Annotated in this window: 21 protein-coding genes, 2 tRNA genes and 1 pseudogene; 9 read left to right on the top strand and 15 right to left on the bottom strand. The window is 70.3% G+C overall.

Going from position 1 to position 22,498, the window contains the following annotated elements; all coding sequences use genetic code 11:
- Positions 1-38: 38 nt before the first annotated feature.
- From AB0I69_RS08680 to AB0I69_RS08670, 3 genes are all read right to left on the bottom strand, one after another.
- Positions 39-917, bottom strand: coding sequence for an amidohydrolase family protein (locus AB0I69_RS08680; RefSeq protein WP_363094834.1), 879 nt, complete (start codon positions 915-917; stop codon positions 39-41).
- On the bottom strand, positions 910-1,278 hold the full coding sequence (locus AB0I69_RS08675) for an antibiotic biosynthesis monooxygenase (protein ID WP_363094833.1): 369 nt from the start codon (positions 1,276-1,278) through the stop codon (positions 910-912). The genes AB0I69_RS08680 and AB0I69_RS08675 overlap by 8 nt, the downstream gene beginning before the upstream one ends.
- A gap of 103 nt (positions 1,279-1,381) precedes the next feature.
- On the bottom strand, positions 1,382-2,281 hold the full coding sequence (locus AB0I69_RS08670) for a DUF2797 domain-containing protein (protein ID WP_363094831.1): 900 nt from the start codon (positions 2,279-2,281) through the stop codon (positions 1,382-1,384).
- Positions 2,282-2,493: 212 nt separating this feature from the next.
- Between AB0I69_RS08670 and AB0I69_RS08665 the strand changes: the two genes are divergently transcribed.
- On the top strand, positions 2,494-2,964 hold the full coding sequence (locus AB0I69_RS08665) for a hypothetical protein (RefSeq protein ID WP_363094830.1): 471 nt from the start codon (positions 2,494-2,496) through the stop codon (positions 2,962-2,964).
- Here AB0I69_RS08665 and AB0I69_RS08660 read toward each other — a convergent pair.
- Together AB0I69_RS08660 and AB0I69_RS08655 are read right to left on the bottom strand one after the other, a co-directional pair.
- Complete coding sequence (locus tag AB0I69_RS08660) at positions 2,948-3,907, bottom strand: aminoglycoside phosphotransferase family protein (protein WP_363094828.1); 960 nt, start codon at positions 3,905-3,907, stop codon at positions 2,948-2,950. The genes AB0I69_RS08665 and AB0I69_RS08660 overlap by 17 nt on opposite strands.
- 25 nt (positions 3,908-3,932) lie before the next feature.
- The gene (locus AB0I69_RS08655) at positions 3,933-4,871 is read right to left on the bottom strand and encodes an AraC family transcriptional regulator (protein ID WP_363094827.1); all 939 of its coding nucleotides are present in this window, start codon (positions 4,869-4,871) and stop codon (positions 3,933-3,935) included.
- A 111-nt stretch (positions 4,872-4,982) separates the two neighbouring features.
- Here AB0I69_RS08655 and AB0I69_RS08650 point away from each other — a divergent pair, with 111 nt between their 5' ends.
- Both AB0I69_RS08650 and AB0I69_RS08645 read left to right on the top strand, forming a co-directional pair.
- Positions 4,983-5,816: an NmrA family NAD(P)-binding protein gene (locus tag AB0I69_RS08650; protein WP_363094826.1), complete on the top strand. Its 834-nt coding sequence runs from the start codon at positions 4,983-4,985 to the stop codon at positions 5,814-5,816.
- A gap of 17 nt (positions 5,817-5,833) precedes the next feature.
- A complete protein-coding gene (locus AB0I69_RS08645) occupies positions 5,834-6,289 on the top strand; it encodes a nuclear transport factor 2 family protein (RefSeq protein ID WP_363094825.1) in 456 nt (151 codons plus the stop codon).
- A 280-nt stretch (positions 6,290-6,569) separates the two neighbouring features.
- On the opposite strand, the gene AB0I69_RS08640 is transcribed toward AB0I69_RS08645, so the two are convergent.
- The 4 genes and pseudogenes from AB0I69_RS08640 to AB0I69_RS08625 form a co-directional block, all read right to left on the bottom strand.
- Positions 6,570-6,791, bottom strand: a complete 222-nt coding sequence (locus tag AB0I69_RS08640; protein WP_355910528.1) for a hypothetical protein — start codon at positions 6,789-6,791, stop codon at positions 6,570-6,572.
- 266 nt (positions 6,792-7,057) lie between these two features.
- On the bottom strand, positions 7,058-7,534 hold the full coding sequence (locus tag AB0I69_RS08635; protein WP_363094824.1) for a hypothetical protein: 477 nt from the start codon (positions 7,532-7,534) through the stop codon (positions 7,058-7,060).
- Between the two features lie 26 nt (positions 7,535-7,560).
- Positions 7,561-8,544 (bottom strand): DNA-binding protein, encoded by a 984-nt coding sequence (locus AB0I69_RS08630; protein ID WP_363095037.1) that lies wholly within the window; start codon positions 8,542-8,544, stop codon positions 7,561-7,563.
- A 69-nt stretch (positions 8,545-8,613) separates the two neighbouring features.
- Positions 8,614-8,829, bottom strand: a pseudogene (locus AB0I69_RS08625) (helix-turn-helix transcriptional regulator); the annotation flags it as partial.
- A gap of 327 nt (positions 8,830-9,156) precedes the next feature.
- Here AB0I69_RS08625 and AB0I69_RS08620 point away from each other — a divergent pair.
- The 3 genes from AB0I69_RS08620 (at position 9,157) to AB0I69_RS08610 (ending at position 11,815) form a co-directional block, all read left to right on the top strand.
- On the top strand, positions 9,157-10,347 hold the full coding sequence (locus AB0I69_RS08620) for a replication initiator (protein ID WP_363094823.1): 1,191 nt from the start codon (positions 9,157-9,159) through the stop codon (positions 10,345-10,347).
- Complete coding sequence (locus AB0I69_RS08615; RefSeq protein WP_363094822.1) at positions 10,338-10,541, top strand: helix-turn-helix domain-containing protein; 204 nt, start codon at positions 10,338-10,340, stop codon at positions 10,539-10,541. The genes AB0I69_RS08620 and AB0I69_RS08615 overlap by 10 nt, the downstream gene beginning before the upstream one ends.
- Before the next feature lie 194 nt (positions 10,542-10,735).
- On the top strand, positions 10,736-11,815 hold the full coding sequence (locus tag AB0I69_RS08610) for a site-specific integrase (RefSeq protein WP_363094821.1): 1,080 nt from the start codon (positions 10,736-10,738) through the stop codon (positions 11,813-11,815).
- 28 nt (positions 11,816-11,843) lie between these two features.
- Here the strand turns inward: AB0I69_RS08610 and AB0I69_RS08605 are convergent, their stop codons facing one another.
- From AB0I69_RS08605 to AB0I69_RS08595, 3 genes are all read right to left on the bottom strand, one after another.
- Positions 11,844-12,332: a hypothetical protein gene (locus AB0I69_RS08605; protein WP_363094820.1), complete on the bottom strand. Its 489-nt coding sequence runs from the start codon at positions 12,330-12,332 to the stop codon at positions 11,844-11,846.
- A 179-nt stretch (positions 12,333-12,511) separates the two neighbouring features.
- Positions 12,512-12,584 (bottom strand) — tRNA-Arg (locus tag AB0I69_RS08600).
- Positions 12,585-12,767: 183 nt separating this feature from the next.
- Positions 12,768-12,858: transfer RNA gene (locus AB0I69_RS08595), tRNA-Ser, on the bottom strand.
- Between the two features lie 168 nt (positions 12,859-13,026).
- On the opposite strand from AB0I69_RS08595, the gene AB0I69_RS08590 reads away from it, so the two are divergent.
- Both AB0I69_RS08590 and AB0I69_RS08585 read left to right on the top strand, forming a co-directional pair.
- Positions 13,027-13,497 carry an SSI family serine proteinase inhibitor gene (locus AB0I69_RS08590; RefSeq protein ID WP_363094819.1) on the top strand — a complete coding sequence of 157 codons (471 nt, stop codon included), beginning with the start codon at positions 13,027-13,029 and terminating at the stop codon, positions 13,495-13,497.
- Between the two features lie 186 nt (positions 13,498-13,683).
- Entirely contained in the window at positions 13,684-17,835 is a 4,152-nt protein-coding gene (locus AB0I69_RS08585) for a PAS domain-containing protein (RefSeq protein ID WP_363094818.1), read from the top strand.
- 50 nt (positions 17,836-17,885) lie between these two features.
- On the opposite strand, the gene AB0I69_RS08580 is transcribed toward AB0I69_RS08585, so the two are convergent.
- On the bottom strand, positions 17,886-18,464 hold the full coding sequence (locus tag AB0I69_RS08580; protein WP_363094817.1) for a TetR family transcriptional regulator: 579 nt from the start codon (positions 18,462-18,464) through the stop codon (positions 17,886-17,888).
- Positions 18,465-18,631: 167 nt separating this feature from the next.
- Here AB0I69_RS08580 and AB0I69_RS08575 point away from each other — a divergent pair, with 167 nt between their 5' ends.
- A complete protein-coding gene (locus AB0I69_RS08575) occupies positions 18,632-19,846 on the top strand; it encodes an MFS transporter (protein WP_363094816.1) in 1,215 nt (404 codons plus the stop codon).
- Between the two features lie 113 nt (positions 19,847-19,959).
- On the opposite strand, the gene AB0I69_RS08570 is transcribed toward AB0I69_RS08575, so the two are convergent.
- Together AB0I69_RS08570 and AB0I69_RS08565 are read right to left on the bottom strand one after the other, a co-directional pair.
- Positions 19,960-21,636 carry a long-chain fatty acid--CoA ligase gene (locus AB0I69_RS08570; RefSeq protein WP_363094815.1) on the bottom strand — a complete coding sequence of 559 codons (1,677 nt, stop codon included), beginning with the start codon at positions 21,634-21,636 and terminating at the stop codon, positions 19,960-19,962.
- Positions 21,637-21,754: 118 nt separating this feature from the next.
- Positions 21,755-22,444 (bottom strand): SigE family RNA polymerase sigma factor, encoded by a 690-nt coding sequence (locus AB0I69_RS08565; protein ID WP_363094814.1) that lies wholly within the window; start codon positions 22,442-22,444, stop codon positions 21,755-21,757.
- Positions 22,445-22,498: the final 54 nt, after the last annotated feature.

The following is a 22,498-nucleotide window of genomic DNA, read 5'->3' as shown; positions in this document are numbered from 1 at the left end:
TCCGCATCACCCGTACCGGCCGTACTCTCAGCTCCCCCTCACCGTGCGAACAGCCGCGCCCCGTTGTCGTGGCAGACGGCGCGCAGCCAGTCGTCGCCGAGGTCCAGCCGCTCCAGGGCGTGCAGTTGGTGCAGGTAGGGGTACGGGATGTTCGGGAAGTCGCTGCCGAGGAGCACGCGGTCTCCGAGCGCGGCGAGCCGGGGGAGCGCACCCGGCGGGAAGGGCGCAAGGCGTTCGCTGAAGTCCGTGAACGCCATCGTCGTGTCCAGCCGCACCTCCCCGTACCGCTCGGCGAGGCCGAGGAAGTCCTCGTACTCCGGCATCCCCATGTGCGCGACGACCAGCCGCAGCCGTGGGTGCCTGGCCAGCACCCGCGCGATCGGCTCGGGCCCGGTGTGCTTGCCGGGGGCGGGTCCCGAACCGCAGTGGATCACGACCGGTGTCCCGGACTCGGCGAGCAACCCCCAGGCGGGGTCGAGGAGTTCGTCGGCCGGGTCGTACGCCCCGACCTGCACATGCGCCTTGAACACCCGCGCCCCGGAGTCCAGCGCCTCCCGGACGTAGTCCGCGACTCCCGGCTCCGGGAAGAGAGTCGAGGTGTGCAGACAGTCGGGGGTGCGCGCGGCGAAGTCGACGGCCCAGCCGTTGAGCCACTCGGCCATGCCGGGCTTGTGCGGGTAGAGCATGGCGGTGAAAGCGCGTACTCCGAACTCCCTTATCAGCGCGACCCGTTCCTCTTCCTCCTTCCGGTACGTGATCGGCCACTCCAGGGCACCGCCGGTCGCAGGACCGAGCGCGTCGAAGTAGTCCCAGACCTTGCGCAGCACGCGCTCGGGCATGAAGTGGGTGTGCACGTCGACAAGCCCCGGCAGCCCGAGCCGCCGCCAGAACGCCCGGACCTCGGCCGCCTCAGCCATGCGCCCGCTCGAATCCGTGGCTGTGCTCGACCCTGGCGATGTGCAGCGAGTACCGCTCGTACCAGTGCTCCCGCCCGTACGCCTTCGCGGCCCGGTGCTCGGCGTGCGCACGCCACGCCTCGATCCCGGCGAGGTCCCGGAAGTAGGCGACGGTGATCCCCAGCCCACCCGGCTCCCGGGCCGAGTCCTCCCCGAGAAACCCGGGAATCCCCTTCACCAGCTCCCCCATCCGCTCGGCCGTCTCCCCGTACCCCTCGTCGCCCTCGGTCCGGAGAGAGGTGAAGACGACGGCGTAGTAAGGAGGTTGACGGACGGCGACGGGAACAGGACCGGAGACAGGGGCAACATGATGATCGCTCATGTCACCCACCATCGGTCCCGAGGGCGAGCGGAGTCCATCGGCTTGCCGAAAGGGATCCGTACGGGATCCAGGTCTTGACCCTCCCTCACTGCCGGAACAGGCGTCAGAACAACCCCTCCTGCACCCCCGGCGCCTCCCGCTTGAACTCCCGTACCGGCACGGTGAATCCACCCTCCCCACCCCCCGCGGGAACCAGCTCCCACCCCGTCATCAGCCGGGTGTCGAGCACGACGACACCCCGCCCGGTCGCGAGGTGGAGATCCGGTCCCGCAGCCGCGACCAGCTCCCCGCTCACCACCCCGCCCGCGACCAGCCCGCTCACCTCGCCGACCGCGGCCGGCAGGCCCGCGAGGCCGAACACCTCGACGTGGTCCACGGGTTCGTACGGCTCACGGCGCAGCGATTCCGGCCATTCGCGCAGCGCCAGGGCCCGTGTGTGCAGGTCGGCGATCTCGGCCGCCCGCTCCGCCGCCGAGCCCGGCAACACGGACCGGACGGCGCGCTTGTCGCCGTAGGGAATCCGGTCCGGGACCCGGAGGGCGGCCCGCAGGAGTTCTTCCGTGCGGCGCGCGGCCATCAGGGGGCCGAGGCCCAGCCAGCTGAAGCAGACGGCGCCCTGCTCAAGCAGCCGCGCGGAGCCGCGCTCTTCGGCGGTGATGCCGACCTTGAGCATGCCGGGCCCGAACCAGGCCAGATATACGTGATACGGCCGCGGGTCGTCCGCGATCGTGTCGGCGGCCACCGAGTGCGCCCGGTCCAGCCGCGCGCACTCCTCGCACCGCGCCCCCGTGCTCCGCTCCGGCACCGCCGTCCGCACCGGACAGGGATGCCCCCGCGCTCCCACACATGTCCGCACGCCCCCTTCCACGACCTCGAAGGCCACCCGCTTCCCCCGGGGCAACGGGCTGCCGCGCCCGCCGTCCCACTTCAGCTCGGGACCGTCCACCGCCCACCGCAGTCCCGAGCACTTCCACGCCTGCGATGCCCGTGATGTCTGTGCCATCGCTCACGAGACTAGACGGCGCCACTGACAACCGCCTCAGCCTGCGGTGACCTGCGGGACGGGGGGTAACCCGACCCCGTTGGTAGAGCCCGCTGCACCAACGGTTCGGGAGACCGCTTCATCGTGCCCGGAACCGTACGACGGCATCGTTGACCTCAGCCGGTCAAGAGGGTCGGCGCAGGCCCAACAGCCGCCGTACGGAGGGAAATCCCATGAAGCCCGGCCCCGGCCCGTTCGCGTCCTTCGTCAGGTTCGTGGTGTGCGGTGGCGGTGTCGGGGTCCTGTCCAGTCTCGCGGTACCGCTGCTCGCCGCGCTGATGCCCTGGGTGGCGGCGAACGCGCTGATCACGATCGCCTCGACCATCCTCTGCACGGAGCTGCACGCCCTGTTCACCTTCGGCACCGGGCGCCGCCCCGGCCTGCGCGAGCACTGGCAGTCGGCGGGTTCGGCGACGGCGGCCTACGCGGCCACGTCGGCGGCGGTCCTCGTCCTCCACGCCGTCCAGCCCTCACCGGGCATGCTCACCGAACAGATCGTCTACCTCAGCGCCTCCGGCCTCGCCGGCATCGGCCGCTTCCTGGTCCTGCGCCTGTTCGTCTTCGCCGACCGCGGCGCCACGGCTCCGGTCACGATCGCGGTACGGCCGACGGTGTCATCGCCCGCGTTCAGCGCGGCGGCGTGACCGCCCCGCGCCTCAACAGCGCGGCGCACCAACGGAAGTGGCCGTCGCTGCCGTCCGGGGAGAACAGGTCGTAGGTCGTCAGGGCGTAGACGCGCTGGTAGAGGGCGAGCGTGTCCGGGGAGTGGTGGAGCTCCTCGGCGAACAGGCGGGTGAGGGTGGCGGTGTGCCGCTCCGCGTACGGCCCGTACATGTCCCACACGGCGGCGGTCACGGCGGCCTCGAAGGCAGGGTCGCCGGCGGTGGTGAAGAACCCGAAGTCGAGTACGGCGGTGGGTGCGCCGGTGTCGTCGACGTGGATGTTGGGCGGCACGAGGTCGCCGTGCACGACGGTGACGACCGGGCCGTCGTCCGGGAGCGCCCGCAGGGACTCCGTCGTGCGTCGCACGGTGGCCGCGAAGTCCGGTACCAGGGTGGCGAGTTGGTCCCCGTGACGGCGGACGGCACGCTGGATGAGGGCGGCGAGCGCGTCGGGGAAGCGTGCGTGGCCCTCCCAGAGGGGGCGATCGTCGCCCTGCACGGTGAGACACCGCATGGCTTCGGTGCCGGGTACGGCGGACAGGGCGCGCAGAACCGTCAGCAGGGCGTCGGTGTCCCGCGCGGGCACCTCCCGTCCCGGCGACACGACGGCCGAGTCCGCCCGCAACGGCGTACCTCTCAACTCCCGTTCATAGGTGACCAGAACGCCCTCGTGCTCCTCGACGGCGAGGATCTCCGGCGTGGCGAAGGGCAACGACGCCGACTCGCGCGCGATGTCGTCGTAGACCCGCCGCATGAGCCCCAGCCCGACCGGCCGGCGCCCGCTCCACACCTTGGCGATCCTCCCGTCACCCAGTAGGTACACGGCACCCTCGACACCCGCGGCGAGCGGCCGGACGTCCTCGTGACCGCGGTCGGCGAAGTACCGGATCCAGTCGGCGATGTGCTGCCGGCGATGGGTGGCCATGGCTGGGAGGGACTCCCTGAGGGTGTCAATGGGCGTGCGGGTGAAGGGCGTTCGCGGGGTGCGACTCCCGTTCGCGCCACGCCCCGGGCGGCTCGCCGTGGTGGCGGCGGAAGGCGGCGGCGAAGGCGTAGGGCGAGCTGTAGCCGACCGTGCGGGAGATGGCCGTCAGGGTGAGTTGGCCGGTGCGCAGGTGGTCGCGGGCGAGGGCCATCCGCCAGTCGGTGAGGTACTGCATGGGGGTCTGGCCGAGGGCGTCACGGAAGGTCCGGGCGAAGGCCGCGCGGGACAGGCCGCTGATCGCGGCGAGTTCGGGGATCGACCAGGGACGGCCGGCGTTCTCGTGCATGGCCTGCAGCACGGCGTTCAGCCGGGGGTCCGCACAGGCCCGGTACCAGCGGGGTGCGGTCGGGCTGCGGCGGAAGTCGGTGCGGATGGCGAGCACCAGGAGGACGTCGAGGAGCCGGTCCAGCACGGTGGGCCCGCCCGGCTCGCCGGGTTCGGGGGTGGCCAGCTCGTGGGAGAGCAGCCCGATCACGTCGCGCAGCGGGTCGCCGACCGCCGCCGACAGGGTCAGCACCTGCGGCAGCGCCTCCAGCAGCCCGCCGCCGATGTCACCCGAGAACCGGTAGGCGCCGCAGAGGAAGACCGTCGCCCCCGGATCGTCGGCGGAGCCGTCCCGCGCGTGCCTGGCCCGGAAGTCCTCCGGTTCGAGGCAGTCGGCGCCCGGCTCGTGCCCGATGTGGTGATCGGGTCCGCCGCGGACCAGTGTCACCTCGCCCGGCACGAGTTCCACCGCGCCGGCGGGGTCGTCGAGCCACAGCCAGCCCCTGCCCCGCACCACCGTGTGCACGGCCAGCTGGATCGAACCGGCCAGCCGCAGCCCCCAGGGCGGCTCGGCCACCGTCCGCGCGAAGACGGCACCGGAGGCGCGGGCCCGGGCAAGGCGATCGTGCAGTATGTCCACCCGATCAGTATCAGCGAAACAGCCGCACCGAGCACAGATCAGAGCGTTTGACGCAACAGAATGAGCGATTCACACATTGATCAGCTCACCCCACACCCACACGATGAATCCATGAATGGATCACCGCAGACCGCACTCGTCCTCGGCGGCACCGGCCGGACCGGCTCGCTCGTCGCACGGAAGCTCACCGAGCGGGGACTGGCCACCCGCACCGCGGCGCGCCACGGCGCCGACGTGCTGTTCGACTGGGACGACCCGGCCACCCACCCCGACGCCCTCGACGGCGTCGACCGCCTCTACCTCGTCACGCCCGTCCTGCGCGTCAGCTACGCCGACCAGGTCGCCGCCTTCCTCGACCGTGCCGAAGCCGCGGGGGTACGTCACGTCACGTACCTCAGCACCTACGGCGGTCGACTCGCGCCGCCGGAGGTCGACATCAGGGCGGTCGAGGCGGACCTCGCCGCCCGGAAGGCCCTCACCCACAGCGTCCTGCGCCCGGCATGGGTGATGCAGAACTTCAGCGACGCGCACCTGCCGGTCATGGGCGGAGTGATCACGGTGCCGACCGGCGGCGGCACGGAAGCCTTCGTCGACGCGGCCGACATCGCCGCGGTCGCGGTCGAGACACTGCTCGCCCCCGAGGCCCACGCGGGTGCCGAGTACGCGCCCACCGGCCCGCGGTCCCTCACGTTCGGCGAGGTCGCCGACACCATCGCCGCCGTGACCGGCCGGCCCGTCCGGCACCAGGACATCGACCCCGAGGCGTGGATCGGCGGCGCGGTCGCGGCCGGCCTCGTCCCCGCCGACTACGCGGTCATGCTCCGCTGGCTGACCGGCGCCATCATCTCGGGCAACGGCTCCACACCCAATGGCGACATCGAGAAGGTCACCGGCCGGCCACCGGCCGACTTCCACGACTTCGCCCGCCGCAACGCCCACGCCTGAGCCGCTCCGGTGGCGAGGTGACCAGGTCCGTCGCAGGCATCGAGGACATCGACGACTTCGCGGCGCTGGGCCCGTTCTTCGACATCGTCCGACAGGGGCTGGCGGGCCTCGTCGACGGGGCGCACTTCTTCGACCTCCTGGCCGAGGACGTGGTCTTCGAGTACGTGATCTCCGTGCCCGGCTATCCGCGCCGGGTGCAGGGCCGCCGCGCGGTGGCCGACCTGTACCGCGGCTACGGCGACGTCATGCTGCTGCACAGCGCGGACGAACTGAGCGTCCACCGGGATCCCGAGACGTCCGTGGTCGTCCTCGAATACGCGGTGCACGGACAGGCTGTCCACACCGGGCAGCCCTACGACAACCACTTCGTCTCCGTGATCACCGTCAAGGACCGCGAAGTGACGTACTGGCGCGACTATCTGGACCCCGTCGCCGTCTTCCGCGCCATCGGATGGCCGGCGAGGGATCGCTGAAGGTCCGCCGGAGGTCGACCGGCCGGACAGGTCCTAGCCCGCCTTGCGGTAAGCCTCATCCATCTCCGAGAAGGATGCTTGCGCATCATCGAGCAGCAGGGTCTCGTCCTCCCCGAAATCCGGGGCCTGGAAGGGGTTCGTCGCCGGAGGGGGCGATCCCGCGTTGGCATGGCGGGACGCCCCTTCCGGGGCGGAGAACAACGAGGTCAGTTCGATGAGAGGTCTCCCGTTCGTTACAGGCCGCTAGTGACCTGGTGTGCCGTGACCGGGCACAGCGGTCCTACAGCTTGCTCATCTTGGCGTACGGACTCAGGATGCGCTCCTGAACCGACCCGAAGTCGACGAGCACCGCGATTCCGTCCTCGATGCCGATGACCCGGCCGAGGCCGTACATGTCGTGTGTGACCTGGTCGCCCACCGCGAAGTGCTTCGGGGACGGCGCGGCCGGGGCTTTGAAGGGGCTGGTGGGCAAATAGCGCTTCGGTGCAGCTGGCTTTGTCATTGCCTCCAGTATGGGCCTAGTCACGCCTCTCGCTGAGGCCGTCCGCATCGCTTGTTCATCACAACCTCGTCGACCAGGCCTGCCCTGCGGAAACGCGAGAGGCCCCGGATCGCTCCGGGGCCTCTCGCTCATGTGCACTCGGCAGGATTCGAACCTGCAACCTTCTGATCCGCAGGTTCGGGCACGCCCACACACGGGGCCATGTGATCAACATCACTTGGGTGTATGGGTGTGCGGCAGGTGCCTGACGGTTGGGGGCGTTGCCGTCAGCCGCGGGTGGCTCCGGCTGGCCACAGGACCCGTACCGGTGCGCCCGTGCGCTCCGCATAGGTCACCACGTCGGCAGTGCCGCCGTAACCGCGCGCGGGCTGCCCGTCCCAGACGGCAAGCAACTCGTCGACCAGACCTACCAGGACCTCGCTACCGACCATGTGGGCGTTCGAGTCGGAGTCGGTCAACCCGGTCTCGTGCACCTCGGACGCCCGGCGCACGAGGTCGTCATAGACCGCGTGATGCCAATCCGGCAGAGACGCGCGGTACTTCTCGGCAGGTACGACGATTTCGAGCGAGCCGCCGTGCTCAAGGATCGCCTGGGCGAACCATGCGTCGGGGCCGTCCGCGATGCAGGAAACACCCACCAGGTCGGTCGCGGGGTAGGCGTTCACGGCCTCCCGGATGGCTGCGATGACCCATCGTTCCGTGTCGATGGGCAGTCCTCGGTGGCCGGTGATCCCGATGCGCATGCCGTGTCCTCGTCCTTCTCTCGTCGTCACAGGTAGACCCCGTGCAATCGGTCGTCGAAGTCCCGCACGATCTTCGGTGGAGTCGCGGAGGTGTATGCCCGCCGAAAGACCCGGGCCCGTTCGATCACGCGCCCCGACCGGTAACGAAGTCCGGCTTCCACAGCCTGGGTTGCCAGGGTGTATCCGGCTTCGAGCCGCCCGGCGGCCTGGTGGCCGGTGGCGGTGTCGAGCTGGAGAAGGGCACGTTGCTTGGCGTGCGCGGTGGACATGGCCGCGGATGCCTCGTCGTACGACCCGAACACCCAGGTCGGCAAGCCCAGTCGGGCACCACATGTCAGACGGCAGGCTGCGATCTTCGCCACGTTGAAGGTGAACACCCAGGGCCAGGGCGGCAGTTCTTCCGATGCAATGTGTCCGGCGGCCGTACGGCAGCGGATGAGGGCGCGATCCGTCGCCCGTTCATCCCCTGCTGCCGCGTAGGCCAGGGCTTCCACTGAGCTGAGCCAGGCATCGGCTATCGGCGGGGCGGTGGTGCCGAGTTGCCGTCGAGCGGAGCGGATCAGGGTCAGCCCCTGTGCGGCGTTGCCGGTGTGGGCTTCCATCTGGGCGAGGCTGCCGACCTGGTAGGCGGCAAGGAGTCGGTCTCCGGAGCGGCGAGCGGCCTTGATGGCCGATCCGTACCAGGTCCGGGCTGAGCCATGGTCGCCCATGTCCCAACTCAGCCATCCCGCAAGGCTGGCGGCCTCGCTGCCAACGGCGGCCAACCGCATGCGGTGGTCCCCGTCCTCCGCTTCGGCTGCGACGGTCCGCACCAGCCGGAGATGCGCCAAGACGGTCTCGGACAGGGAGCGTGAGGACGTCGACCCATCGAGGCGGCGGTAGGCCGTCGTAGCCAGGCGCAAGGTGGCGGCCTGGCCGTGATCGGCATGTTCTGCGGGGGACGGTAGGGCGGCGAGAGCGGGCGCGGCGGCTACAGCGGCGGCTCCCGCGAGGAATTCACGGCGTTGCACTGGATCTCTTCCGTCTGCACCTGCGGCGACGGGCGCCGCTGTCGTGTCGGCCAGGCCGACAAGGTGCGGGGGCATCCCCAGGCACGTGGCGGCTCTCGCCAGGATGTTCATGTCGTACGGTCCCGCTGCCCGGCTTTCGAGCCGTGAGACGGCTGACTGCGTGACGCCGCACGCCTCCCCCAACTGGCGCTGCGTCAGGCCGAGTTCCCGCCGGGCAAGCCTGATGACCCGGCCGTAGTCGCCGTCTTGTGACGCGTCTCGGATCGCCTGCCTGGACCAGTTCATCGGCAACGGGCTCCGCACTGTTGTCTGATATCCGGACGGTAGGCGCAGGTATCAGCCGGTCCACATCCATATGCGTACGGCGCATGCGCGTATGCGTTCAGCACATCAAGTGTGGCTCAGGGCAACGAGATCGCGCTTTGGTCCGGTACTACCCGACGCGAAAGCGAGGCGGTGACCATGGCCGCGGGAACGGCCGGAGCTGTCGTCGTCCGTGTCGTCGTCCGGCTCCTCGATGGACTCAAGGTCCACGCCCTCCGGATCGTCCAGTCCGTCAGATTGCCGTGACGACGGCCGGTACGGGTTCGCCGGGTCGTTCGGGTCCCACGCGTGCAGGTCCGGCGGCTCCTCGGGAGAGGGCTCGCGCCCCAGGCCGAGCAAGTGCGCGGGGATGACCGACACGACGGCCACGTTCTGGTGCAGGGTGCGGTGGCGCCAGTTGCGGTAGCGGTAGAACCCCCATGTCCCGGCTCGGACACCCAGCGCTGCCGCGTCGTCGCGTCCGATCGCGGTGACTACTCCATCCGGAGCGTCAACGCCCCGGGGGACGAACTGATCGGTCAGCCGCTCTGCGGCGGCTGCTACGACGCGCACGCGGGCAAGCTGTGGCACCGCTTCGCCGACGTGATGCGGCGTCAGGAGCTGCCGCGTGCGGCGGGGGTCACGCGGGCCGAGTTCGGCCGCACCGTACGGGTGTCGTTCGTCAAGGTGACCGAGTACCAGCGTCGCGGCCTGGTCCACTTCCATGCGGTGGTCCGGCTTGATCCGGCGAAGGACGTCGAGGAACTCCCGTTCTGGGCAGACACGGACGTGATCGCGTCGGCCGTGCACTGGTCGGTACGCCGGGTTCACCTGCTCACCCCATACAGCCCTGCCGGGGAGTGGGGGCTGACCTGGGGTGCCCAGGTCGACGTACAGCCCATACCGGGCTCGCTGCCTGACGCTTCGCCCAACGGCGGCGTGTCAGCGGACAAGGTCGCGGCGTACATCGCGAAGTACGTCACCAAGGACGCGGAGATCACAGGGACCGTCGACCGTCCCCTGTACTGCTCCACATGTCGGGGGACGGGGCTCGCCGGTGCCTGCTCCCGCTGCGACGGCTCCGGGCTTCGCATGCCGCTCGACTCCTTGAGGGTGCCCCGGCACGCGCGCGCACTCATCAGTACGGCGTGGCGCCTCGGAGCGTTACCGGAATACCGGCGGCTGAATCTCAGGCGCTGGGCTCACCAATTCGGATTCGGCGGCCACTTCACCACCAAGAGCCGCAGTTACAGCACCACCATGTCAGCACTCAGAAAGGCGCGTGCTGATTTCCGGGCCGAAAAGACCCGAACGAGCCTCGGCGTCACCGGGGAACTGATCGTCGAGTCGGAAATGAGTTTCTCGCACACCGGATACGCGGACGAGATCGAAGAACAGATAGCCGGAGGAATCCGCGATGAAATCGCAGAAAACCGAATCCTCACCCGCGAGGCACTCGCCGATCTTCGAGCGGAGGAGGAAGCGCGCTGGTGGGCTTGAACGAACGCAAGGAATACCCGCTCCTGCTGACGGTGGACCAGGTGGCCGCTCTCCTCCAGCTCAGCCGGTGGACGGTCTACAACCTGATCCGCTCACGGGAGCTGGCCTCCGTGACGATCGGTCGGAGTCGGCGGATCAGCGAGAGCGCAGTGCACGACTACATCGCACGCCTGGCTGAACGGGAAGGTTCGTAATGGCGAAGAAGAACGTCAACGGAGAGGGAACCATCTACCTGAGGAAGGACGGCCAGTGGGAGGGGTCTGCATACATATTGGTCCCAGACGGTAAGAAAAAGCGACGCCGTGTCTACAGGGCCACCTGGGAGGAAGCGCACGAAAAGCTGACCAAACTGAAGTCCGATTCACAGAACGGCGTTCCGATATCGGTCATGAAACAGAACGTCGCCGAATACCTGGCGTACTGGTTGGAGAACGTCTCCAAACCGAAGGTTCGCCGGGTCACCTGGGTCAACTACGAATCCCTGATCCGGAACTACATCATCCCCGGCATCGGAAAGAAGCAGGTAGCCCGGCTCACCGCACGCGAGATCCGCACGTTCCTCCTCCGGGTCAAGGCCACCTGCCAGTGCTGCGCCTTGGAGAAGGAAAAGAAGCGGCCGGAGCGCAAGCGGCGCTGCTGCGCCATCGGCAAGTGCTGCGAGAAGTACCCCTCCGACCGCACGGTCCGGTTCCTGCTGGTGCTGCTGCGGTCGGCACTCCAGCACGCCGTACGAGAAGACGACCTGCCGCGCAACGTGGCCCGGAACGTGGAGATGAGCATGGGGACGCAACGGGAGATCGAACCGCTGTCGGCGGAGGAAGGGCGCCAGCTCCTGGCTGCCGCACGGGGAGAGGGAATCTGGGCCGTGTACAAGTTGGCCATACGGCTCGGACTCCGTCACGGTGAGGTCCTGGGGCTGCGCTGGAAGGACGTTGACCTTCACGACGGTGTGATCCACATGCGCCAGAGCCTCCAGCGCGTCAGCGGCGAACTCACGGTGTCGGCCACCAAGACGCGACGCTCCACACGCCGGGTCGCGCTCCCGGGCGAGTCCGTGACGGCGTTACGGGCCCGCCGCGCCCAGCAACGGGCCGATCTGCTGGCAGCCGACCCGAAGAAGTGGCACACGTCGGATCTGGTCTTCACGACGCGCTACGGAACGCCCACCGAGCCGCGCAACCTGAACCGGTCCTTTGAGGCACTGAGCCGCCGGGCCGGCATCCGCAAAGTCCGGTTCCACGATCTTCGGCACACCTGCGCCTCACTGCTGCACGAGCAGGGCGCCGACGCCCGCACGATCATGGAAGTACTCGGCCACAGCACGATCCGCGTCACTATGGACGTCTACACCTTCGTGCGGTTGGACTCCCAGCGGTCGGCCTTCGATCGCGTCGGCGCTGTGCTGAGGGGTGAAGGCAACGATCCGGACGATGACGACAGCCGGGCCGGCACCCCCGTAGCCGACTGATCGGCTCCACCCGTCTTCCTTCCTGGTTTCACGAGAGACCTCCGGCTTCTCGCAGGTGATCAATGATCTCGTCCCGAGTCCGCAACAGCCGCCGTGCGGGCGCCACAAGGGCAAAACTCTCACCTGAACGTGCCACCTCACTCAGCAGCCGGTAAATGGGTTCGACCTGTTCCTCCAACGAGCGGACCATGTGGAACGCGTTACGCGGCCCCACCAGACGAGTCATCGTGCTCTGCCGCCGCAGCTGGCCTATGAGGTCTTCCAGCACGGCGGCAACTTCCAGCATGTCGACACTATTGCCCTCGTCCAGATGCTCAGCCGTCTGCCGCAGGGTGCGTGCGATGTCAGTGACGGCTTGCAGCAGATCGGCATACGACTGGAGTGCAAGGGCCTCTTGCTCAGCACTCCGGGTCCGTTGCCACTTGCCGCGCTCCAGGTAGATGTTGCCAATAAGGCTCACAGCGACTCCCGCAAGCGCCGAGGCCACTGGGACTATCTGCGTTGCCAGCTCTGCCACGAAGCAGGAGTGTGCCACTCCCCGCTACGGGTACAGCACCCCGTCAACCGGATCGAGGCGAGGCCCCGACGGCCCGGCCGGAGCCCTCACTGCTGTGTGAGGGCGTTGCCGTCAAACACTGCCGCAACGCGTACGCCAAAAAACCCTTGGGGTGATCCCAAGGGTTCTTTGATCTGCTGTGCACTCGGCAGGATTCGAACCTGCAACCTTCTGATCCGTAGTCAGATGCTCTATCCGTTAAGCTACGAGTGCTTGTGTGCTCTTGTTTTTCTTCGCTGTTCCCGGTCCTTCTGGCCCGCTCGCGGCGACAGGAAGAACATTACATGACTGCCGCCGCCATGTGAAATCCGTTAGCCATACCCCTTGTGACCTGGGAAAACGGCCTCAGATGGCCGAAGCCCCGGTCACGTGTGACCGGGGCTTCGGGATCAAGTGCGGAGGCGGAGGGATTTGAACCCTCGATGGGATTTGCGTCCCAAACCGCATTAGCAGTGCGGCGCCATAGACCGGACTAGGCGACGCCTCCAGCACAACCACCCGCGCGAGCGCGGAAGGTGCGTGCAGATGATGACACAGACGAGCGGGGTGTCACCAATCGCCTCCCACGGTACTAGGCAGGCGGCCCGCAGGGCAAAGCCGTTGATGCCGGCCGCCGTGTCCGCAACGTCCGGGGGCGACGGGCGTTAGTCAGGTCATGTTGCAGGTCAACCGTCTCCTCGTGATCGCCGCCGCGTCCGCCGCCACCCTGGGCTCGCTGGCCGCGGTACCCGCCACCGCGTCCCCCGGAACTCTCCACACCCTCGCGCCGCCACCCGTCCGCGACGAGGACCTGTCCGGCGGCGACCACCTCACCGTCACCGTCCGGCACGCGGGCGGCCCGGCCGACGGCACGCACGAGCTGTACTGCCACCCCGAAGGCGGCACCCACCCCGACGTGAGCGGCGCCTGCGAGGCCGTGGGCCGCAACACCCGGTGGGGAAAGGACCCCTTCGCACCGGTGCCCCCGGACAGCATCTGCACGATGATCTACGGCGGCCCCGCCACCGCCCACGTCACCGGCACCTGGGCCGGACGCCCCGTCGACACCACGTACGACCTCAGCAACGGATGCGAGATCTCCCGCTGGAACCGGATGGTCCCGCTGCTGCCCGACCTCGGTCGGTAGGTGTCCAACAGCGATCGGTCAGGGGTCGGTCACACGTTCTGCGTCACTTCACCGTGCGACCTCCCTCTCATCTCACTCCGCGAGCACAAGGACTGCCCTTAGACTCCGTCGCGTGACACGTCGCGGGCAGGTTGGCAAGATGGCCTCCGCGGTCGGCAAGGTGCGGTAACAGGGAGGAAGCGTCTCGTGAGCAGCAGGCCATCCCGAGGCGCTGCTCGCCTCGCAGCCATACTCGACGCGCTCCCGGACGCGTTGGTGCTGGTCAACGCCAACGGGACGGTCGTCAACGCGAACACCATCGCGCTCGAAGCCTTCGAGGCGCCGGGCACCGCGCTCGTCGGGCGCGGACTGCTGGACCTGCTGCCGGAGTTCGACTCCCGGCTCATCCCGGGTTCCATGCGGCGCCCCGACTCGATGGACCCGCGCGGCCGGACCAAGCCGACCCGGATGATCGCCCGCCGCACCGACGGCTCCGAGTTCCCCGTCGAGGTCACCAGCGCCAACCTCGAAGACGGCCAGCAGGCCTACGACGGCTACGGCTACACCGCCGACGAACTGCTGATGCTCGTCGTCCGCGACCTCTCCGGCACCGTGGACACCGAGGCCGAACTCGCCCGTTCGCAGCGGCAGACCGAGATGATCCTGCGCGCCGCGGCCGAGGGTGTCGTAGGGACGGACACGGACGGGCGGGTCGTGCTCGTCAATCCTGCCGCCGCCCAGATCCTCGGCTACCGCGCCAGCGACCTCGGCGGCAAGGAACTGCACTCCCTCGTCCTGCACTCGCGCCCCGACGGCTCCCCCTTCCCGTACGCGGAGTCGCCGCTCGCCGACACCCTGCGGTCCGGGCGGAAGCACCGGGTGCGCGGGCAGGTGCTGTTCGCCAAGAACGGGGACCGGGTCTCCGTCGACCTCACCACCGCGCCCGTGCGCGACGGCGACCAGCTCGTCGGCGCCGTGATGACGTTCACCGACCGGCGGCCGTACGACTCGCTCGCCGAGGAGAAGGACGCCGCCGACAAGCTGCACCGGGACGAGCTGGAGCGGATCGACGAGGAGCACGCCTCCGAACTGACCTCCCTGCGCCAGAAGCACATCACCGAGCTGGAGGAGATCCAGGAGCAGCACGACGAGGAGCTCGCGGCGAACGAGGAGCGGTACGCCTCGCTCGGTGAGCGGGAGAAGGACCGGTACGAGGCGCTCTCCGGACGGCACGAGCAACTGCTCACGCTGCTCGGGCGCTCCCTGCGCGGCCCCCTCGACGAACTGCGCCGCGAACTGGCCGCGTTGGCCGCGGACGACGCCGGACAGCTGTGGCCCGAGGCCAATCAGGTCCTTCATCATCTGTCGGCCGGTTACTCGCGCATCACCCAGCTGATCGACAACGTGCTCGGCTACCAGCGGCTGGAGACCGGCGCCGAGAACATCTCTCGTACGAAGGTGATGCTGGACGCGGTCGTCGCCGCCGGTGTCGACGGGGCCGTAGAGCTGATCGGGCCGGGACGTGTGCAGTTCGCCGTGCACGCGCCGCCCATCGAGGCCGAGGTCGACCCCGTACTGCTCGCCACCGCGCTCGCCCACCTCGTGGCGGACGTCGCCGGTGTCGACGCGACCGGCAACTCGCCCGCGTCGGCGGGCGGTTACATGGACAACACGGTCGTCGTGGCGGCTGCGCAGCGCGGTGAGGTCGTACGGATCGAGGTGCGCGGGCCGTATGCCGGGGGAGACCCGGTGCACGAGCCGATCGTGCGCGGGATCGTGCGGGCGCACGGCGGGGTGCTGCAGACGCACGACGTGCCGGGGATGAGCGGCAGCTCGTATGTGCTGGAGGTTCCGATCGGGGGCGGGGCGGGGGCCGTCGCGGCTCCGGCCGCGACCGGCGGCGCCGAACTCGCCCTGGCCGAGCCCGCGTCGGGCAGCAACGGGCGGCGGCGGGCGCGGCGGTCCTCCGTGGACGCGTTCCTGGAGAGCGAGGTGCCGGGCTCCGACGACTCCGGCGGCGAGGCCGCGGTGCCCACCGGGCGGCGTAGAAGGCGTGCGGGCGAGGAGTCCGCGGCGGCTGTCGAAGCGGGCGGCGAGGGTGCTTCCAGCGGTACCGGGCGGCGGCGTGGGCGGTCGGCCGAGGTGGCCGGCGGTGACGTGTCCGACGACGGTTCGGAGAGCGTGTCCGAGGGCGCTGTGATGACGGCGGCGGAGCATGCCGCCGGGACCGCGGCCTCCGGTACGGGTCTGGGCGGGACGGTGCCGCCGCAGGGTGTGCCCGCGCCCGGCGAGCGACAGGCGTTGCCGGCCGCGCTGCCCGCGGGCGGCGCCTCCGAGTCCGGTGACTCCGATGGCGAGGACGGACAGCCGACCGGGCGTCGCAGGCGTGCCCTTGCGGCGGCGGCCGAGCGGGCCGCCGCGCAGGAGGCCGGCGCACGCACGGTGTTCGCCCTGCCGCCGGCCGAGGCGGACCGGACGCCGGACGCGTCCGCGGTTCCGGCTGCTGCCGCGCAGGCGCAGCCGCAGGTCGCCGGTGACGAGGGGCGGCACGACGCCGTTCCGCACGATCAGTCCGACGACCACACTCCGCCTCAGGCGCACCCCGCGAGCGCGCCGACCGGCCGCCGTCGCCGGGCCGTTGGCCAGCCGCAGCCGCAGTCCGCGGAGTCGGTGCCGGTTCAGGCGCAGCCCGGCGCGGTGGTTCCGGCGCAGGGCACGGCGGTTCAGGGGCAGCCGGTTCAGCAGGGTCAGAGTGTTTCCGTGGGTGTACCGGCGCAGGCGGTACCTGTACCTGGACAGCAGCAGGGCGTAGTACAGCCGGTCGCCGGTCAACCCGGCACCGCCATGCAACTCGCCCCGGCACAGATCCCCGCGGCCCAGCCGTTGCCGCTCCCGCCAGCTGCGGCCCCCGGCCGGCCGATTCCGCCCCAGGGCATCCCGGCCCAGGGCACGCAGGGGCAGCCGGTCTCCCCGCACGGCATCCCCGGGCAGGGCGCCCCGGCTCAGGGGCAACCCGGCGAGCCGGTCCCGCCGCAGGCTCTCCCCGCAGCGCAGCCGACCCCGGCCGCAGGCGCCCCCGCCACGACTCCGGCGCCCGGCATCCCCGTACCGGCGAACGGCGCCGACAGCGCCGTAGGACCGAACGCGGCGCCGAATCCGCAGCCGAATCCGAACACCCCGGCACCCGGTGCTCCCGTCGCCGCGCAGGCCCGTGCCGCGCAGCCTCTTCCCGCCGAAGCCGCCGCTCCCGTCGATCCCAACTCCACGCAGGGGCGGGCGATCAGTGTGCGGACGTTGGGGCAGGGGGTGCCGTTCACGCGGCAGGCGGCTCAGGTGCAGCAGCCGACCGCCACGCCTCCGCCGCATCAGCCGACCGGTGGCGGGCGGCGGCGGAAGCTGGGGACGCGGCCCGACACCGCTGCCGCCGGGGCGGCCCGTCCGCATCCGCAGGGTGAGCAGGCGCAGCCCTCCATGGCCGGGCAGTCACGGCTCGCGCAGATGACCGAGGGCGCCGGGCGGTCGTACGCCATAGGGGCACCGGACGAGAACGCGGCCGAGGGGCCCGAGCCGTTGGACGGGCCGGGTGGAGCTGTCGAGATCGCGGACACTCCCAGGCCGCAGCCGCTCGACGACGAGCTGCCCCCGGAGCCGCTCGACAACCCGCGCCGGCTGCTGGTGTGGCCCGCGCCGGACGTGACGACGACGCAGGCGCTGAGCGACCGCGGGTACCGGCCCGTCATCGTGCACTCGCGCGAGGAGGTCGACGCGCAGATCGCCGCGTTCCCTGCGGCGCTGTTCGTGGACCCGTTGACCGGGCCGATCACGCGGACGGCACTTCAGTCGTTGCGGCAGGCGGCCGTCGCGGCCGAGGTGCCCGTGCTTGTCACCGCCGGGCTCGGACAGGCCACGCGCGAGGCGGCCTACGGCGCCGATCCCGCCGTACTGCTGAAGGCGCTCGCGCCGCGGGACAGTGAGCAGCATCCGCCGCGGGTGCTGCTGATCGAGGAGCACGCGGAGATCGCGCTGGCGCTGACCGCGACGCTGGAGCGGCGCGGGATGCAGGTGGCGCGGGCCGCGAGTGACGCGGACGCGGTGACGCTGGCGGGGCAGTTGCGGCCCAACCTCGTCGTGATGGATCTGCTCCAGGTGCATCACCGGCGGGCCGGGATCGTCGACTGGCTGCGGGCGAACGGGCAGCTCAACCGCACCCCGCTCGTCGTGTACACGGCCGCGGTGGACCAGGCCGACCTGCCGCGGCTCGCCTCCGGTGAGACCGTCCTCTTCCTCGCCGAGCGGTCGACGAGCACCGAGGTCCAGTCGCGGATCGTCGACCTGCTGGCCCGGATCGGCACCAACTAGCCGCGGCACGGGTCACTTGGCGACCATTGCCAACTGTCCTTCGGGGGCGGCTACTTGGCGACCAGTCGCCGTGCCGCCTCCTTGATCGACTCGCGGAGGCGGTCGCGGTCCGTGTCGTCCGCGCCGACCAGGACGCGGCGCATCTGGGGGACGACCACGCCCCAGTTGGCCATCGCGACCAGCAGGAAGAGGAGGTCGCGGGCCGGGATCGCGTCGCTCACGACGCCCCGGTCCTGGCCGTCCTGGAGGGCGGCGACCTTGAACGCGTAGTGCTGCTGGCGCTCGGTCTCGTCGGGCAGTTCCGCGGTGCCGTACTCCAGGCCCTCCCAGAAGAGGAGGCGGAGCACTTCGGGGTGGGCCTCGTGGTAGTCCATGAGGCGGTCGATCCAGCCTTCGATGTCGTCGGGGTCGACGGGGAGCTGGACGGCCAGGTCGAGCATGGACTTGCCGAGGACCCGCGTGAATAGCTCCGCCTTGTTGCCGAAGTAGGCGTAGATCAGCTGCTTGTTGGCCTTGGCCTCGGCGGCGATGCGGTCGATGCGCGCACCCGCGATGCCGTGCCGGGCGAACTCGGCGACCGCCGCCTCGAAGATCCGGGCCTTGGTGGCCTCGGGGTCTCTGACTCCCATGGGGCCAGCGTACTCGGCGAGCGACAGTAACCAACTGTTTGGTTGACAGGGAATTCCGGGGCGATGCATGCTGTTCCAGCCTCCAGCCAACCAACTAGTTAGTTGCTCGCTAGGCAGCGGTTGGCGTCGGCTCGAAGTCCCGCAGGTCTGAAGGAGTGCCGCCGCTCATGTCCTCCGCAACCACCATCCCCCGGACGTCGGTCGAGAAGCCGCAGGCTGCCGCCTCCGGCCGCCTCTTCCTCGTCCTCATCGCCGTCTGCACCGCCGTGACGGCCGCCAACATCTACCTCGCGGGCCCGCTGCTCCCCCTCATCGCCCACGACTTCGGCTCGACCCCGTCCGCCGTGGCCTGGATCGCCTCGGTCGCGCAGTTCGGCTACGCCACCGGCCTCCTCTTCTTCGCCCCGCTCGGCGACCGCGTGAACCGGCGCCCCCTGGTCGCCGCGCTCTCCGTGGCCACCACGGCGGCTCTGCTCGCCGGTGCCGCGGCCACCGGGACCGCCACCCTCGCGGTCGCCGTCTTCGTCGCCGCCGCCGCGACCGTCGTCCCGCAGCTCCTCGTCCCGCTGGTCGCCGAACGCGCCCCCGCCCACCACCGCGCCCGCCATGTCGCGGCCGTCATAGCGGGCCTGTTCACCGGCATCGTCGCCGCACGCGTCGTGGGCAGCCTGGTCGGCCAGGCCTACGGCTGGCGGGTCGTGTTCATCGGCTCGGCCACCCTCACCCTCGTCCTCGGCCTCGCGACGGCGTACGTCCTCCCGTCCGAGAAGCGGGAGCGGACAGGGCCCCTCTTCTCGGGCATCGCCGCGCTGCCCGGCCTGGTGCGCAGCTCACCCGACCTGTGGCGCGCGTGCCTGCGCCAGGCGGGGATGTTCGGCGCGTGGAGCGCCCTGTGGACGACGCTGGCCTTGCTCCTTACCGGCACGACCGGCGGTTCCTACGGCTTCTCGACCGCGACCGCCGGGCTGTTCGGGCTCTTCGGGCTGGCGGCCAGCGCGGTGGCTCCGCTCGCGGGCGGCTTCGTCGACCGGTTCGGCGCGGGCAAGGTCGTACGGTCCGCGTATGTGCTCGCGGCCGTGTCCGTGCCGCTGTTCTGGCTGGGCGGGCATGTGCTGTGGGCGCTGTTCGTGGCCGCGATCGCCGTGCACGCGGCCCTGGTCGCCTCCCACGTCGCCAACCAGACCCTCGCCCTGACCACCACCTCCACCCCGGCGACCGCCAACACCGCCTACGTCGTCGCCGGCTTCACGGGCGGCGCCCTCGCCTCGGCCCTCGCGGGACCGGCGTTCAGCCACTGGGGCTGGGGCGGGGTGTGCGTGGTGGCGGGGGTGTGGCTGGTGATCGGGTGGGTGTCGACGGCTACGGGCGTGCGGCGGCGGTGAGTTCTTCGCCTGCCCGCCGGTGGGTTCTTCTCCTACGGCGATGACGTGGCCGTACGCCGGGCAGGGGCTGTGGGCTCCCCGCCCGGCGGATCGGCGTGAACCGGCACGCGCGGTCAGAGCTGGGTGACGTCCAGGTCGCCGGCGGCGTAGCGCCTGCGCAGCACCTTCTTGTCGAACTTGCCGACGCTCGTCTTCGGGACCGACTCGACGATCGTCCAGCGCTCGGGGAGCTGCCACTTGGCGATCTTGCCCGCGTCGGCGAGGAAGGCGCGCAGGGACTCGAAGTCGGCGGTGGAACCCTCCCGGAGGACGACGGTCGCCAGCGGACGCTCACCCCACCGCTCGTCCGGTACGGCGACCACGGCGGCCTCGGTGACGTCCGGGTGGGACATCAGGGCGTTCTCCAGGTCGACGGAGGAGATCCACTCGCCGCCGGACTTGATGACGTCCTTGGCGCGGTCGGTGAGGGTGAGGAAACCGTCGGGGGAGATGGTGCCGACGTCACCCGTCTTGAGCCAGCCGTCCTCGCTGAACTTGTCGGCGGGGCGCAGGAGTTCGGCGTCCTGGCCGTTGTAGTAGGCGCCGGCGATCCATGGGCCGCGCACCTCCAGCTCGCCCGCCGATTCGCCGTCCCAGGGCAGCCGCTCGCCGCCGGGGCCGGTGAGACGGGCCTCGACACTCGCCGGGAAACGGCCCTGCGTCAGCCGGTACTCCCACTCCCGCTCCGTGCCGACCGCCTCGGCCGGCGCCCGCGAGACCGTGCCCAGCGGGGACGTCTCCGTCATGCCCCAGGCGTGGAAGACCCGCATGCCGAGCTTGTCGAAGGCCGCCATGAGGGCGGGCGGGCAGGCCGCACCGCCGATGGTGACCTGGGTGAGCGACGAGACGTCGCGCGGCTTGGCGGTCAGCTCGGCGAGCAGGCCCTGCCAGATGGTGGGGACGGCCGCCGCGTGCGTCGGGCGCTGGCTCTCGATCATCTCGGCGAGCGGGGCGGGCTGGAGGAAGCGGTCCGGCATCAGCATGTTCACGCCGGTCATGAAGGTGGCATGGGGCAAACCCCATGCATTTACGTGAAATTGGGGCACTACCACCAGTGATGTGTCCTGGTCCGTGAGCCCCATCGACTGGGTCATGTTGACCTGCATGGAGTGCAGGTAGATCGAACGGTGGCTGAACACCACGCCCTTGGGGTCGCCCGTCGTGCCGGAGGTGTAACACATCGCGGCGGCCTGGCGTTCCTCCAACTCGGGCCAGTCGTACGTCGTCGGCTTGCCGGCGATGAGGTCCTCGTACTCGTGCACGCGCGCGTGGGCGCCGTCGAGGGGGGTGCGGTCGCCGGGGCCGGAGACGACGATGTGCTCGACCGTGGGCAGCTTGGCCAGCAGCGGGGCGAGCAGTGGGATCAGCGAACCGTTGACGATCACCACCCGGTCCGCCGCGTGGTTGACGATCCACGCCAACTGCTCCGCCGGAAGACGGAGGTTGAGCGTGTGCAGCACCGCGCCCATGGCGGGGATCGCGAAGTAGGCCTCTACGTGGACGGCGTTGTTCCACATGAAGGTCGCCGTGCGCTCGCCGTCCACCACGCCCAGGTCCTCGCGCAGGGCGTGCGCCAGTTGGGCCGCGCGGGCACCGATCTCCGCGAAGGAACGGCGCTCCGGCTCTCCCTCACCGGTCCAGCTGATCACCTGCGATGTTCCGTGGATCGTCGACCCGTGGGTCAGGATCCTGGAGATCAACAGCGGTACGTCCTGCATGGTGCTCAGCACGGCGTCCTCCCGGGGCGACATTGCCTACGCGGTAGTAAAGGTTGCGCTGATTCTGCGCACATACCGCACGGTATGTCACTAGGGGCGGGTGATCGATCACGTCACGTCGCCGACGGTGTACCTGTTTTACGGCCGCGGGCTATCGGACCAGGACCAGCTCCGGGTCCTCCCGCAGCTTGCCCAGCGCCCGCGAGACCGCCGACTTCACCGTGCCCACGGACACCCCGAGCACCTCCGCCGTCTGAACCTCGCTGAGGTCCTCGTAATACCTGAGGACGACCATCGCCCGCTGCCGCTCCGGCAGCTTCGCGATAGCCCGCCACATCGCGTCGTGCAGCGCCTGCTGCTCGGCCGGGTCCTCCGCGCCGCCGCCCGTCTCCGGCTCGGGCAGCTCCTCGCACGCGAACTCGTCGACCTTGCGCTTGCGCCACTGCGAGGTCCGCGTGTTCAGCAGCGCCCGGCGGACATAACCGTCCAGCGCCCGGTGGTCCTCGATCCGCTCCCAGGCGACATACGTCTTGGTCAGCGCGGTCTGCAGCAGATCCTCCGCGTCGCACGCGTTCGCGGTCAGCGACCGGGCGGTACGCAGCAGCACGGGTTGCCTGGCCCTCATGTACGACGAGAACGACGGGTACGTGAGGGTCTGAGCCTGAGCCTGAGCCTGGACCTGGGTCTGGACCTGGGTCTGGGTCTGCGTGGCCCGTGCGGCGGGTCGCGCGGCAGGCCGTGCAGCCTGCCTGGAGGCGGGCCGGGCGGCAGGCCGGGTGGTAGCTCCCGCGGCGGCCCGAGCGACGGCGTTCGAAGCGCTGGTGCAGACTGCTGTGGTCATGGCTCCACGCTATGAGCGACCCCCACTCCCGCGGATCGGCCGCAGGTCCCGAAG

This window comes from Streptomyces sp. NPDC050508, from assembly GCF_040655155.1.
Taxonomy (GTDB): Bacteria; Actinomycetota; Actinomycetes; order Streptomycetales; family Streptomycetaceae; genus Streptomyces.
The sequence above is the reverse complement of the archived record's forward strand: the minus strand, read 5'-3'. Positions and strand labels throughout refer to the sequence as shown.